Annotated in this window: 14 protein-coding genes; 5 read left to right on the top strand and 9 right to left on the bottom strand. The window is 70.1% G+C overall.

Going from position 1 to position 13,564, the window contains the following annotated elements; genetic code table 11:
* Positions 1–194 precede the first annotated feature (194 nt).
* The 4 genes from AB0I38_RS25565 to AB0I38_RS25550 all read left to right on the top strand — a co-directional run bounded on the left by AB0I38_RS25565 (position 195) and on the right by AB0I38_RS25550 (position 4,235).
* The gene (locus AB0I38_RS25565) at positions 195–1,856 is read left to right on the top strand and encodes a class I adenylate-forming enzyme family protein (RefSeq protein WP_358472200.1); all 1,662 of its coding nucleotides are present in this window, start codon (positions 195–197) and stop codon (positions 1,854–1,856) included.
* A gap of 180 nt (positions 1,857–2,036) precedes the next feature.
* Entirely contained in the window at positions 2,037–2,456 is a 420-nt protein-coding gene (locus AB0I38_RS25560) for a hypothetical protein (protein ID WP_358472198.1), read from the top strand.
* A 31-nt stretch (positions 2,457–2,487) separates the two neighbouring features.
* Entirely contained in the window at positions 2,488–2,850 is a 363-nt protein-coding gene (locus AB0I38_RS25555; RefSeq protein ID WP_358472196.1) for a nuclear transport factor 2 family protein, read from the top strand.
* 92 nt (positions 2,851–2,942) lie between these two features.
* Positions 2,943–4,235 carry an MFS transporter gene (locus AB0I38_RS25550; RefSeq protein WP_358472194.1) on the top strand — a complete coding sequence of 431 codons (1,293 nt, stop codon included), beginning with the start codon at positions 2,943–2,945 and terminating at the stop codon, positions 4,233–4,235.
* A gap of 16 nt (positions 4,236–4,251) precedes the next feature.
* On the opposite strand, the gene AB0I38_RS25545 is transcribed toward AB0I38_RS25550, so the two are convergent.
* A complete protein-coding gene (locus tag AB0I38_RS25545) occupies positions 4,252–4,485 on the bottom strand; it encodes a hypothetical protein (RefSeq protein ID WP_358472192.1) in 234 nt (77 codons plus the stop codon).
* 134 nt (positions 4,486–4,619) lie between these two features.
* On the opposite strand from AB0I38_RS25545, the gene AB0I38_RS25540 reads away from it, so the two are divergent.
* Positions 4,620–5,198 carry a Uma2 family endonuclease gene (locus AB0I38_RS25540; RefSeq protein WP_358472233.1) on the top strand — a complete coding sequence of 193 codons (579 nt, stop codon included), beginning with the start codon at positions 4,620–4,622 and terminating at the stop codon, positions 5,196–5,198.
* A gap of 47 nt (positions 5,199–5,245) precedes the next feature.
* On the opposite strand, the gene AB0I38_RS25535 is transcribed toward AB0I38_RS25540, so the two are convergent.
* From AB0I38_RS25535 to AB0I38_RS25500, 8 genes are all read right to left on the bottom strand, one after another.
* Entirely contained in the window at positions 5,246–7,801 is a 2,556-nt protein-coding gene (locus tag AB0I38_RS25535; RefSeq protein ID WP_358472190.1) for a phenylalanine--tRNA ligase subunit beta, read from the bottom strand.
* Complete coding sequence (gene pheS, locus AB0I38_RS25530) at positions 7,801–8,841, bottom strand: phenylalanine--tRNA ligase subunit alpha (RefSeq protein WP_358472231.1); 1,041 nt, start codon at positions 8,839–8,841, stop codon at positions 7,801–7,803. The genes AB0I38_RS25535 and pheS overlap by 1 nt, the downstream gene beginning before the upstream one ends.
* A 127-nt stretch (positions 8,842–8,968) precedes the next feature.
* Positions 8,969–10,048, bottom strand: a complete 1,080-nt coding sequence (locus tag AB0I38_RS25525) for a sensor histidine kinase (RefSeq protein ID WP_358472188.1) — start codon at positions 10,046–10,048, stop codon at positions 8,969–8,971.
* A 50-nt stretch (positions 10,049–10,098) separates the two neighbouring features.
* Positions 10,099–10,902 carry a TrmH family RNA methyltransferase gene (locus tag AB0I38_RS25520; protein WP_358472186.1) on the bottom strand — a complete coding sequence of 268 codons (804 nt, stop codon included), beginning with the start codon at positions 10,900–10,902 and terminating at the stop codon, positions 10,099–10,101.
* Positions 10,903–11,021: 119 nt separating this feature from the next.
* Entirely contained in the window at positions 11,022–11,405 is a 384-nt protein-coding gene (gene rplT, locus AB0I38_RS25515) for a 50S ribosomal protein L20 (protein WP_189125703.1), read from the bottom strand.
* A gap of 24 nt (positions 11,406–11,429) precedes the next feature.
* Positions 11,430–11,624 (bottom strand): 50S ribosomal protein L35, encoded by a 195-nt coding sequence (gene rpmI, locus AB0I38_RS25510; protein ID WP_358472184.1) that lies wholly within the window; start codon positions 11,622–11,624, stop codon positions 11,430–11,432.
* Between the two features lie 121 nt (positions 11,625–11,745).
* Positions 11,746–12,417 (bottom strand): translation initiation factor IF-3, encoded by a 672-nt coding sequence (infC, locus tag AB0I38_RS25505; RefSeq protein WP_436838778.1) that lies wholly within the window; start codon positions 12,415–12,417, stop codon positions 11,746–11,748.
* Positions 12,418–12,660: 243 nt separating this feature from the next.
* Positions 12,661–13,524, bottom strand: a complete 864-nt coding sequence (locus tag AB0I38_RS25500; RefSeq protein WP_358472182.1) for a shikimate dehydrogenase — start codon at positions 13,522–13,524, stop codon at positions 12,661–12,663.
* Between the last annotated feature and the right edge of the window lie 40 nt (positions 13,525–13,564).

Below are 13,564 nucleotides of genomic sequence, written 5' to 3'. Positions count from 1 at the left end.
ATAAGTTTGCTTGTGAAGATGATGCACCGATCAAGATGGATATGCAAGCCGGGACCCGGCGTGTTCGCATGAGGAGACGGGCTCATCGCGGCCATCACTGCATGGTCACGCACTCGGAACGACGGTCTAGCGCGCGTACCGGCCGGTCGGTACTGTGATTTATCCAACAGCCGTCAAATTCGGGAGTTGTACGCATGACCGTCACTCATGCCGAGGTCCAGGCCCAGCTCACGGGACCGGGCCAGCTTTTCGAGATCGAAGAGATCGGCGACACCGGGGTGCGGACCTGGAAACATGCCCCCGGACACTTTCGCGCCCTGCTCGAAATGAGTCGCTTCCACGGCGACAAGGTCTTCCTCATCTACGAGGACGAGCACATCACCTTCGAGGAGCACTACCGCCGCGCCGCCACGCTGGCCAACCGGCTGGTCGACGAGTACGGCGTCACCAAGGGCGACCGGGTGGCCGTGGCGATGCGCAACTATCCCGAGTGGGTGATCTCCTTCTCGGCCGTGCTGGCCGCCGGGGGCATCGCCGTCCCGCTCAACGCGTGGTGGACGGAGCCTGAGCTGGCCTACGGCGTCAGCGACTCGGGGGCCAAGGTGCTGATCGCCGACGGCGAGCGGGCCGCCCGGCTGGCGGCGACGGGCGTGCCGCTCATCGTGGCCCGGGGCGAGGCGCCCGAGGGCGCGCGGGCGTTCGAGGACGTGCTGGGCGAGGTCGCCGCGGAGGTGGCCCTGCCCGAGGTCGACCTGTCCCCCAAGGACCCGGCCACGATCTTCTACACCTCCGGCACGACCGGGCAGCCCAAGGGCGCGCTGGGCAGCCACCGCAACCTCGGGCAGTCGCCGATGACCGTCGCCTACGGGCTGATGCGCGCGGTGGCGATGGCGGGCAAGGACCCCGGCGAGGTGGCCGGCGTGCGGCGCGTGACACTGCTGACCGTGCCGCTGTTCCACGTCACCGGCTGCTTCTCGGGGCTGACCACGACGATGTTCACCGGCGGCGGGCTGGCGCTCATGTACAAGTGGGACCCGGAGCAGGCGCTGCGCTTCATCGAGCGCGAGCGGATCACCACGATGATCGGCGTGCCGACCAACGCCTGGCAGTTGATGTCGCACCCCGACTTCGGCAAGTACGATCTGTCGTCGCTGACCACGCTCGGCTACGGCGGGGCGCCGGCGCCGCCCAAGCTGCTGGAGCGCATCACCCAGAACCTCCCCAACCGGGCGCCGTCCAACGGCTACGGCATGACTGAGACGACCGCGCTGGCCATCGGCAACGGCGGCGCCGACTACCACGCCAGGCCCGACAGCATCGGACTGCCCTCGGCGGTGGTGGACGTGCGGGTGGTCGATCCCATGGACACCGAGCTGCCCCCTGGCGAGGTGGGCGAACTGTGCGTCCGGGGACCGAACGTGATCCTTGGCTACTGGAACAAACCGGAGGCCACCGCGCAGACGTTCATCGACGGCTGGCTGCACACCGGCGACCTGGCCAAGATCGATGAGGACGGCTTCGTCTACATCGTGGACCGGGCCAAGGACATGGTGATCAGGGGTGGCGAGAACGTCTACTGCGCCGAGGTCGAGGCGGCGCTGTTCGAGCATCCGGCGGTGGACGACGCGGCGGTGATCGGCGTACCGCACGACGAACTCGGCGAGGAGGTCGGAGCCGTCGTCCGCCTCGCCCCCGGAACGTCGGTCGCCCCCGCCGAGCTCCAGGAGTTCCTGGCCGGCCAGATCGCCAAGTTCAAGATCCCGGCGCATGTCTGGTTCCGCGACGGTGAGCTGCCGCGCAACCCCGGCGGCAAGATTCTCAAGACCCACCTGCGCAGGGAGATCCTGGGCTCCTGACCCTCCCTGCCCCAAGGCCGCCGGATCCGTCCGGCGGCCTTTTCGTCGTAGCAGTTCCCGCGGAGGTCCCCCAGGTCGAGCCGGAGATAGGCGGGCTCATTACCTGAGGCGTAATCGCGCCGGCGACCGGCCGGATGGCACCTTTTCCCTTGTCGGAACGCCCGTACAAGGAGCTCGAAGATGACCGCTCTGACCATCACCACCGACCGCACCAGGTTCCTGCGCCTGGCGCTGGGCCTCGACGCCGTCGTCACCGGGGTCAACGGCCTCGGCTACCTCGCCGGCGCGGCTCTCCTCAGCGACCTGCTCGGCCCGGACGTGGCCCCGCTGCGCGGGATCGGCGCCTTCCTGCTCGTGTACGCCCTGGGGGTCGGCCTGCTGGCCGCCCGCGAGGCCGTCAACCCGGCGGCCACCATGACGGTGATCGCGCTGAACACCGTCTGGGCGATCGGCAGCATCCTGGCCGTGGTGACCGGGGTGATCGAGTTCACCACGATCGGCGCGCTGTGGGCGGTGGCCCAGGCGATGGTCGTGGGCCTGTTCGCCGCCGTACAGCTCGTCGGCCTGCGCAGGCTGCGCTCACAACACTCGTCCCAATAGCCGGATAAATCATTCAAAAGAACGGAACATCATGACCGCCGAAAACCTGGTCGAACGCTACCTCGCCGCCTGGAACGAGACCGGCGCCGACGCCCGCGCCAAGCTCGTGGCCGAGCTGTGGACCGAGGAGGCCACCTACACCGACCCGTTGGCCGACGTCGCCGGCCATGCCGGGATCGCCGCCGTCATCGAGGGCGCGCAGGGCATGTTCCCCGGCTTCGTCTTCACCCCGGGCGAGATGTACGAGGCCCACCACCGGATCGCCAGGTTCACCTGGCACCTGGGCCCGGCCGGCGAGGAGCCGGTGGTCGTCGGGTTCGACGTGGTGGAGCTGGCCGAGGACGGCCGGATCGCCAGGGTGCTGGGCTTCCTGGACAAGGTCCCCACCGCCTGACCTCTCCCCCGTGAAGGGGCCCCGGACGGGGCCCCTTTCTCCCCGTGCGAAAAGCTGTTGCTCAGCCCCGTCTCACCCGACAAGGTGAGCTCGTGCCCGACCGACTCAGACGCCTGATCCGTCACCTCGTGCCGGATCTGGGCCCGCTCCGCGACTCCCGCGACTACCGGCTGCTGATGGTGTCGGGTGTCGTCACCATGTTCGGCACGTTCATCACCCTCGTGGCCGTCCCCTACCAGATGAAGGAGCTCACCGGCTCCTACGTCGCGGTCGGCCTGGTGAGCCTGGCCGAGTTCGTGCCGATGGTGGTCTGCGGCCTGTGGGGCGGCGCGATCGCCGACGCCGTCGACCGGCGCAAGGTGATCCTGCTGAGCGAGGTCGGTCTGGCCGTCACCTCGGCGATGCTGATGGTCAACTCACTGCTGCCCGACCCTCAGGTCTGGGTGCTGTACGTGGTCGGCGCGCTGGCCACGGGCATCGCCTGCCTGCAACGGCCCAGCCTGGAGGCGATGATTCCGCAGGTCGTGCGGCACGACCAGCTCGCCGCCGCCGCCGTGCTCACCAGCCTGCGCTGGAACTTCGGCGCCATCGTCGCGCCCGCACTCGGCGGCCTGCTCGTCGTGTCGTTCGGCACCGCCCTGGCCTACGGACTCGACGCGGTCAGCTTCCTGCTGTCGCTGGCGCTGCTCTGGCGGATGAGCTCACTGCCGCCCGCCGAGGACGCCGTGCCCGCGTCGCTGCGGTCACTCGTCGAGGGCGTACGGTACGCCGTCGGGCGCCGCGACCTGATGGGCACCTACCTGGTCGACATCGCGGCCATGGTGTTCGCCATGTCAACGGCGCTCTTCCCGTTCCTGGCCGACCAGATGGGCGCGCCGCAGGCGCTCGGGCTGCTCTACTCGGCCGGCGCGGTCGGCTCCCTGCTGGCCTCGCTGACCGGCGGCTGGACCTCGCGGGTGCATCGGCAGGGGCTCGGCGTGATCGTGGCCGCCGTGCTCTGGGGCGTGTCGGTGGCGCTGGCCGCGCTGATGCCCACCATCTGGGGGGTGTTCGTCTGCCTGGCGCTGGCGGGCGCGGCCGACATGGTGAGCGGCATCTTCAGGATGACGATGTGGAACCAGACGATCCCCAACGAGCTGCGCGGCCGGCTGGCGGGCATCGAGCTGCTCTCCTACGCCAGCGGTCCGATGCTGGGCAACGCCCGAGCCGGGCTGATGGCGCAGACCGGCGGAGCCAGGTTCTCGCTGGGCGTGGGCGGGCTGTTGTGCGTGGCGGCCGTGGCCGCGCTGGCCGTGGCGCTGCCCGCGTTCAGGACCTACGACGCCCGCACCGACGAACACGCGCTGGCCGAGAAGGCTCGCCGCGCCGAGCAGGCGACCACCTGACCGCGTCGGCGACGGCTCAGCCCGGCTCGCGCCAGCCCGCGTAGCGCTCGACCAGCTCGTCCACCTCGGGCAGGATCTCCTCGTCGAGCCCTTCGGCCACGACCAGCCACTGCGCGTCGTCGGCGTCGTCCTCGCCCGCCAGCGTCTCCCGCACCACACGCGGGACCCCGAGCGCGGGAAACAGCTCGGCCAGCGTCTCCGCGACCTCCTGCGCGTCGTCCCGCTCAGCGAACACGAGTAGCTGCCTCATGCGGGCATTCTGCCAGCCCTGGGACAAGCACCCGATGCCCACATCCCGGTTCACAGAACGTGACCGCGGTAGCTTGCTACCGTAGAACCATGACGGCCGAAGCGGTGAGCCTGGATGAAGCGGTGAGCCCGGACATGGAGTCATCTTCGCTACCCGACTGGGTCTTTCCGCCACCTCAAGGTTTCGCTGCGGAGGACCTCGATCGCATTACGCAATTGCCTGCGCACACAGAGTTGATTGATGGAAGCTTGGTCTTCGTGAGCCCTCAAGCTTCCTTCCACACGCTCGCGGTGTCGCTGTTCGAGGTTGAGCTGCGCCGCATGGCGCCGGCCGATGTGCGCGTGCGGCGGGAGATGAGCGTCATCCTCGACGAGAGCCAGCGCCCGGAGCCCGACATCAGTGTCATCCGCGCCGACGCTGAGCACAGCCGCGAGCAGACCTTCTACCGGGCCAAGGACGTGACGCTCGTCGTCGAGGTCGTCTCACCCGAATCAAGGACGCGCGACCGTAAACGGAAGCCGACTCTCTACGCCGAAGCCTGCATCCCCCACTTCTGGCGCGTCGAGAACAACTCCGGCCAGCCGGTCGTCTACGTTTACGAGCTTGACTCCGTCACGAGGACGTACGTCCCTACCGAGATCTTCCATGACCGGCTCAAGGTGACGGTGCCGTTCGACATCGACATCGACCTCACCGAGATCGACCGGCTCTGAAACGACGAAAGGTCCGGTACGCCACACGTACCGGACCTTTCGTATGCTCAGACGCCCCGCAGGTGGGCGCCCACCCGGTCGGCGGCCAGCGCCACGGCGGCGTCCCGGGCCGCGGTCGTCTCCTCGGCCGTCAACGTACGGTCGGCGGCGCGGAAGCGCAGCGTGTAGGCGAGCGACTTGTTGCCCTCGCCCGCCTGCTCGCCGGTGTAGACGTCGAACAGCCGGATCGACTCCAGCAGCTCACCCGCGCCGTCGCGCAACGCCGCCTCCACGTCGGCGACGGGCGTGAAGTCGGGCACGATCAGCGCCACGTCCTGCGTCGCGACCGGATAGGCCGGCACCCTGGGCGCCTCGACCGGGCCCGGCATGACGCGCTCGATCCTCGACAGCTCCAGCTCCATCGCCGAGGTGCGCGGCGGCAGACCGTAGGCCTCGATGACCCGCGGGTGCAACTCACCAGCATGGCCGACGAGCGTGTCACCGGAATAGAGGGCCGCGCATCGGCCGGGATGCCACGGCTCGTGCTGGTCGGCGGTGACGGACAGCTCGACGCCCGCCTCGGCGGCCACGAGCTGCGCGGCCCGCACCGCGTCGGCCCAGCACTCCTGCCGCCCCGCGCCCCACCAACCGGACCGGTCGAACTCGCCCGCGAGCACGACCGCGACGCGGTGCGGCTGGTCGGGCAGGGCCGCCTCGACCGAGGCCAGCTCGTCGCCGGTGGGCTCGCGCTCGACGCCGAGCACCGGCGCGGTGCGAGGGGCGCCCTCGCGCGGCCGGTAGACCGCACCCGACTCGAACAGCGCCACGTCGGGGAAACCGCGGCCGACATTGCGGACCAGGGTCTTGAGCAGGCCCGGCAGCAGCGTGGTGCGCATCAGCGGCTCGTCTTCGGCCAGCGGGTTGGCCAGCCGCATCGCCCGGCGGCGGGCGTCGTCGGCGGGCAGCTGCAGGTTGTCGAAGTCGGCTTCGCTGATGAACGGGTAGGCCAGCACCTCGACGTAGCCGGCGGCGGCGAGGGCTCGGCCGACGCGCCTGCGCAGCCGCTGCCCCTCGGTCAGCCCGGCCCCGGCCGGAGCCTTGGGCAGAACCGACGGCAGGCTTTCGTAGCCCTCCAGCCGGATGACCTCTTCGGCCAGGTCGTTGGGGTCGGTGAGGTCGGGCCGCCAGGACGGCGGCGTCACGGTGATCATGTCGTCACCGGCGACCGCCAGCTTGGCCGCCAGCTCGCCGCCCGTCACGACGCCGGTCGGGTCGACGCCGCCCGTGCGCACGGCCGGGTCGTCTCCGTCGGTCACCGCGCAGCCGACCTGCTCCAGCCGGTGGACGACGGTCTCCTTGGCGTAGGGGATGCCCGCGACGTCGCCCGGGTGGCTCGCCGGGATCGCGATGCGCGCGGGGCGCACGCCGACCTCGGCGTGGGTGACCCCGGGCTGCACGGTCGCGCCGCCCAGCTCGGCCAGCAGTCGCGCGGCCCGCCAGGATGCGGCCAGCGGCAGCTCCCGGTCGACGCCCCGCTCGAACCGCTTGGACGCCTCGGACACCAGGTTGTGCCTGCGCGACTCGCGGGAGATGCCGGTGGCCGAGAAGTGCGCCGCCTCGATGACGATGTCGGTCGAGGCGTCGGAGATCTCGGTCTCGAGCCCGCCCATCGTGCCGGCCATCGAGATCGGGCCCGACTGGTCAGTGATCAGGATGTCGTCGGGGTCGAGCTCGCGCACCACGTGGTCGAGCGTCTCGAGGGTCTCGCCCGGCCAGGCCCGGCGCACGACGATCTCGCCGGTCAGCCTGCCGCGGTCGAAGGCGTGCAGCGGCTGACCGAGCTCCAACATCAGGTAGTTGGTGATGTCGACGGCCAGCGACACCGGCCGCATCCCGGCCCGCGTCAGTCGTACGCGCATCCACAGCGGGCTCTGCGCGGACGGGTCGAAACCGCGGACCTCGCGCAGCACGAACCTGTCGCAGGCGGTCGGGTCGGCGATCGACGCCGGCCACGACGGCCCGGTCTCCTCGGGCAGCTCGACGTCGGCGGGGTCGTGGAACGGCACGCCGAACGCGGTCGCCGCCTCGCGCGCCACTCCCCTGATGGACAGCGCGTAGCCGATGTCGGGGGTGATCTCCAGCTCGATCACGTCGTCGCGCAGGCCGAGCAGCTCGACCACGTCGGCGCCGATCGGCGTGCCGGCCGGGAGCACCATGATGCCGTGGTGGTCGTCGCCCAGCCCGAGCTCGCGCTCGGAGCAGATCATGCCCTCGGACATGCGGCCGTAGGTCTTGCGCGCGCCCACCTCGAAGCCGCCGGGCAGCACGCCGCCCGGCAGCACGACCGGCACGCGGTCACCCACGGCGAAGTTGGTGGCGCCGCAGACGATCTCGCGTGGCGTGGCCTCACCGACCTCGACCTTGCAGTGCCTGATCGGCTTCTTGAAGCCGGTGAGCTCCTCGATCTCAAGGACCTCGCCGACGACGACGTTCTTGACGTCGTGGCCGTGCGAGGTGATCGACTCGAGCTTGAGCCCGGCCGCGGTGAGCCTGTCGGCCACCTCGTGCGCCGTGACCGCCGGGAGATCGACATACTCCCGCAGCCAGGAGAGCGGGACCCTCATCAGATCTCCATTCCGAACGGGAGCGTGAAGCGCACGTCACCCTCGACCATGTCGCGCATGTCCTCGGCGTTGTGGCGGAACATCAGTGTCCGCTCGATGCCCATGCCGAAGGCGAAGCCCGAATATCTCGACGGGTCGACCCCGCAGGCGATCAGCACGCGCGGGTTGACCATGCCGCAGCCGCCCCACTCGATCCAGCCCTCCGACTTGCAGGTGCGGCAGGAGGGGTTGCCGGGGACCGCCGAGGCGCCGCGGCAGACGAAGCACTTGAGGTCCATCTCGGCCGACGGCTCGGTGAACGGGAAGTAGTTGGGCCGGAACCGGGTGGAGATGCCCTCGCCGAACATCACCTCGGCGAACCGGTCGAGCGTGCCCTTGAGGTGAGCCATCGTCAGGCCCTCGTCGATGGCCAGCCCCTCGACCTGGTGGAACACCGGGGTGTGGGTGGCGTCGAGCTCGTCGGTGCGGAACACCTTGCCCGGAGAGATCACGTAGCACGGCACCCCGCGCTGCAGCAGCGCGCGGATCTGCACCGGCGAGGTCTGGGTGCGCAGCACCATGCCCGACTCGCCGGACTCGACGAAGAACGTGTCGTGCTCGGAGCGGGCGGGGTGGTCCGTGGCGATGTTGAGGGCGTCGAAGTTGAACCACTCGCCTTCGAGCTCGGGCCCCTCGGCCACCTCGTAGCCCATCGCCACGAACGTGTCGGCGATGCGCTCCTGCATGGTGGTCAGCGGGTGGCGGGCGCCGCGCGGCCGGCGGTCCCAGGGCAGGGTGACGTCGACGGCCTCCTCCACGAGCACCCGGGCGTCACGCTCGGCCTCCAGCTCGCCCTGCCGGGCGACGAGGGCCTCGTTGATCGCCCTGCGGGCGGTGCCGACACGTTTGCCGGCCTCGGCGCGGGCGGCGGGCGGCAGGGCGCCGATCTCGCGGTTGGCCAGCGCGATGGGCGAGCGGTCGCCCGCGTGCGCCAGGCGCGCCTGCTTGAGTGCGTCGAGGGTGTCGGCCGCCTTGATCGCCGCCAGGGCGCCGGCCTCCATGTGGGACACCTCGTCGGCATGCAACGGTGTCACCTCGACGGGGTCGTAGTCAGACAAGAGTGAGCTCCGTATCCAGGGCTTGAGCGGTCAAAGTCTAACGGTGGACGCCCACCGGCCGACTCGGGCTTCAGGCGAAGTCGGGCGTGCCAGTGGGCACGGTAAATCGGAACTCCGCCCCACCCTCGGGCGCCCGCTGCACGGTGATCGTGCCGCCGTGTGCCTCGACCAGGCCCTTGACGATGAACAGGCCAAGCCCGGTGCCGCCGCGCCTGCGGCTGTTGCCGCGCCAGAACTGCCTGAAGACGCGCGGAGCCAGCTCGGGCTCGATGCCCTCGCCCTCGTCGCGCACCGACACGGCAGCTCCCCACTCGACGGATTGGATGTCGATCGTCACGGTGCCACGGCCGTGACGCACCGCGTTCTCTATCAGGTTACCGAGGATCTGATCGACCTTGTCCTGGTCAAGCCACATCTCGGGCAGGTCGGGGCCGGCGACGAGGCGGAAGCGATCTTCCGGCTCACCGGCGGCCACGCGGCCCGCGATGATGCGGCGGGCTCTGGCGGGCACGTCGACGACCTGGCGGTGCAGCTCCAGCCGGCCGGACTCGATCCGGGACACGTCGAGCAGCTCGGTGATCAGCCTGGTCACGCGGTCGGCATCGTTGTTGACGGTCTCGAGCATGACGAGCTTCTGCTCGTCGGTGAAGCGGGGCCACCTGGCCAGCAGCGTCGCGGTGAAGCCCTTGACGCTGGTCAGCGGGGAGCGCAGCTCGTGGGCGACCGTGGAGACCAGGTCGGCGCGGCTGCGCTCCAGGCGGGCGCGGGCGCCGCCGTCGCGCAGCGTGATCGCCACCCGGGCGACGTCGCCGCCCCGGGCGGGCTCGCGGATCAGCCGGGCCGCGACGTAGACCTCCTGCCCGCCCGGCAGGTGGAGCGGCCGCTCCGGGACCCTGCTGCGGGTGCGCAGACCGCCGTCGGGGTCGAGGGCCTTCCACCAGTCGCGGCCATCGTGGTCGCGGAACGGGAACACCTCGTCCATGTCCTTGCCGACGGCTCGCTCGACGCTCACTCCGGTGAGCCGGACGGCGGCCCGGTTGACCGCCAGCACCCGGCCGAAACCATCGGTCACGATGAGGCCGTCGGGAAGCTCGTCGATGGGGATCACGCACGCGGAGGTGCGCTCTCGACCATCGTCTGCGCCGTGCACGACCTCGCCTCCTCCGCCTACAGGGCCGACAATATCGGGTTTCCCGCCGCCTAGGGCACTCGCTGAGACCTGGCGGAGGAGTAAAGACACACCGCCGCCGCGGTGGCCAGGTTGAGGCTTTCAGCCTGCCCGTAGATGGGCACCCTGACCACGTCGTCGGCCTCGGCCAGCACCTCCTCCGGCAGACCCCAGGCTTCGTTTCCGAAGATCCACGCGGTGGGTCCTGACAGGTCGACGTCGTCGAGCGTGTGCTTGCCCGCGCCGTCGGCCGCCAGCACCCGCAGCCCGCGCTCCCTGAGGTGACGCGCGGCGACCGCCGCGGGTGTACCGATGACGACCGGAAGGTGAAAAAGACTACCGGCGCTGGCGCGCACGCACTTGCCGTTGTACGGATCCACTGAGGCGTCGGTGAAGACCACGGCGTCGGCTCCGGCCGCGTCGGCGGTGCGCATGACGGTGCCGGCGTTGCCCGGGTCGCGCACGTGCGCGAGCACCGCGACCAGGCGCGGCGTGGCGGGCACCGCCTCCTCCAGCGGCACGTGCACGAGCCGGCAGACCGCCAGCAGGCCCTGCGGGGTGACGGTCTGCGACAGCTCGGCCATGATCTCGCCACTGGCCCGGTGGACCGGCACGCCCTGGAGCGTGGCCTCGGTGACGAGCTCGGGGTGGCGCAGCTCTGCCTCGGCGGTGGTGAACAACTCGAGCGTCACGCCGTCGAGCTTGAGCGCCTCGCGCACCGCCTGCGGGCCCTCGGCCAGGAATTTGCGGTCCTGGTCTCTGAAGGCGCGCTTGGTGAGCCTCCGGGCGGCCTTCACCCGGGGCGACTTGAGGTTGGTCAGCTCGGATCCCGCCATGCTTCCCCCTGGTTCGCGGGTACGGCACGGCGTACCCCTGCTGCTCGCCGTACATATGGCAAAGGGCCCACCGTCAGGTGGGCCCCTCGGCTAGAGCCCGGCCGGGCTCCTCAAGTGCTTCAGCCCGCGGCCGGCGCGTTCACGTCCGCCGGCAGCGCCTTCTTGGCGGCCTCGACGAGCGTGGCGAAGGTCTGGCTGTCGTGCACCGCGAGATCGGCGAGGATCTTGCGGTCGACCTCGATGTTGGCCAGCCGCAGCCCCTGGATCAGGCGGTTGTAGGTCATGCCGTTCTGACGGGCCGCGGCGTTGATCCGCTGGATCCACAGACGGCGGAACGTGCCCTTACGGTCCTTGCGGTCCCGATAGGCGTACGTCATCGAGTGGAGCATCTGCTCCTTGGCCTTGCGGTACAGCCGCGACCGCTGGCCTCGGTAACCGGATGCCCGATCGAGGACGACCTTGCGCTTCTTCTTGGCGTTGAGCGCCCGCTTCACGCGTGCCATAGTTCTTCTCCCCGGGGGTTCGCGCTACTTGGCGAGCAGCTTCTTGATCTTCTTGGAATCTGCTTCGGACAGGACGACTTCATTCTTGAGACGGCGCGTCAGCGTGGACGACTTCCACTCGTTGTAGTGCGCGCGGTTGGCACGGCGACGCTTGATCTTGCCGGTGCCGGTGATCCGGAACCGCTTCTTCGCACCGCTGTGCGTCTTCATCTTCGGCATTTCGCCGTCTCTCCTCAATTCGGTCGTGCCGGTGGCCGGGCCGGTGCTGGCCGGCCCGGACGCGACGTCTTCGTCTGCTGGTGGCTGTTCGGGGTGGTGTAAGGCTAACCCGAACCGGGGGTCACGCTTCCTGTTCGGAAGGCTCCTCGCTGCCACGCTGCGCCTTGGCGGCGGCCTTCTCGGCCTTGGCCTCGGCCTTCTTCTTGTGCGGACCGATCACCATGATCATGTTACGGCCGTCCTGCTTCGGCTGGGATTCGACGAACCCGAGCTCCTGGACGTCCTCCGCCAGCCGCTGCAGCAGCCGGAAGCCGAGCTCCGGCCGGGACTGCTCGCGACCACGGAACATGATCGTGACTTTGACCTTGTCTCCCGCCTTGAGGAACCGCACCACGTGACCCTTCTTGGTCTCGTAGTCGTGCGGGTCGATCTTCGGCCGGAGCTTGATCTCCTTGATGATCGTGTGCGCCTGATTCTTGCGCGCCTCGCGCGCCTTCATCGCGGACTCGTACTTGAATTTGCCGTAGTCCATGAGCTTGCACACGGGCGGTCGAGCCGTCGCCGCGACCTCGACGAGGTCAAGGTCGGCTTCCTGGGCGAGCTTCAGCGCATCGTGAATCGATACGATGCCCACCTGCTCACCGTTCGGGCCCACGAGGCGAACCTCGGGAACTCGGATACGCTCGTTGATGCGGGGCTCAGTGCTGATGGGGCCTCCTAGGTTGCGAATCCCTACGTGCTCGTCGTGCCGGGAAGCTCCGCGTAAAACGCGAAAGCCCCGCACGTCGCGCATGCGGGGCCACTGAGCTCTTCGGCATCGCGGCCTGAAGCTCCCCGGAGTAAGTCCGGCGTGATCCTGGACCCGGCCACCTCTCGGTGACTCAGGTGGGAGGAGACCTCCGCTTGCGCGTCCAGCAAGGCATGCCGGACCGATCAGAGAGCAACGTTACCACAACCACGCAGGATCCCCGAATCTTCCCCGCCCACCCGGAGCGGTGCCCGCCGAGGTCGCCTGAGGGCTCAATCCGGCGCGGCGTCAGCCCGAACGAACCACGTGGGCCGCCCGCCGGACGATCTCGGCCTCACCTGCCGCGCGCATGGCCTCGACCGGCACGTCGGCGCGGCCGGTCATCAGCTCCACCTGGCGCACCGCCTGGTGGAGCAGCATCGCGAAGCCGCCCACGACGGTGCCGCCCGCGGCCCGCACGGCCGTCGCCGCCGCCGTCGGCCATGGCGCGTAGACCACGTCGAACAGGGCGGGCACGGCGGCCAGTCGTTCGGCGTGCAGGTCGGCCGCGCCACCGGGCAGGGTGGAGACGACCAGATCCACCTGGAGCCGGGCGTCGAGCTTGTCGAACGTCTCCACCGCGAGCGCCAGCCCCAGCCGCTCGGCCACCTCGACGGTCTCCCCCGCCCTGGCGGGCTCGCGGACCAGCAGGGTGGCGGACGGAAGCCCCAGATCGCGCAGCGCCGCCAGCGTCGAGGCGGCCGTGGCGCCGCCGCCGAGCACCGTCGCCGAGCGGGGCGCGGGCACCCCGGCCTCGGCCAGCGCCTGCTTGATGCCGTGAACGTCGGTGTTGTCACCGTGGGCGGCACCGTCGCGGAACACCACGGTGTTGGCCCCGCCCACCTCCACGGCCAGCTCGGAGACGGTGTCGAGCAGGGGCAGCACGGCCCGCTTGAGCGGCATGGTCAGCGACAGGCCCGCCCAGGCGTCCGCGTCATCGGGGCCCTCGCCCCGCACCGGCCGGAGCCGCCCGAGCATGGCGGGCAGCCCGGCCTCGTCACACTCGAACACCTCGTAGCTCCACCCGGTCAGGCCCATCGCCGTGTAGGCGGCCCGGTGCAGGTGGGGCGAGAGTGAGTGCGCGATCGGCGACCCCAGCACGGCGGCCCGCATAGTCCCCCCAGCTCTGTTTCGACTGGCAGCACTCTACCGG

Origin of the sequence: Nonomuraea cavernae, from assembly GCF_040655715.1 — a bacterium.
GTDB classification, from domain to species: Bacteria; Actinomycetota; Actinomycetes; order Streptosporangiales; family Streptosporangiaceae; genus Nonomuraea; species Nonomuraea cavernae_A.
The sequence above is the reverse complement of the archived record's forward strand: the minus strand, read 5'-3'. Positions and strand labels throughout refer to the sequence as shown.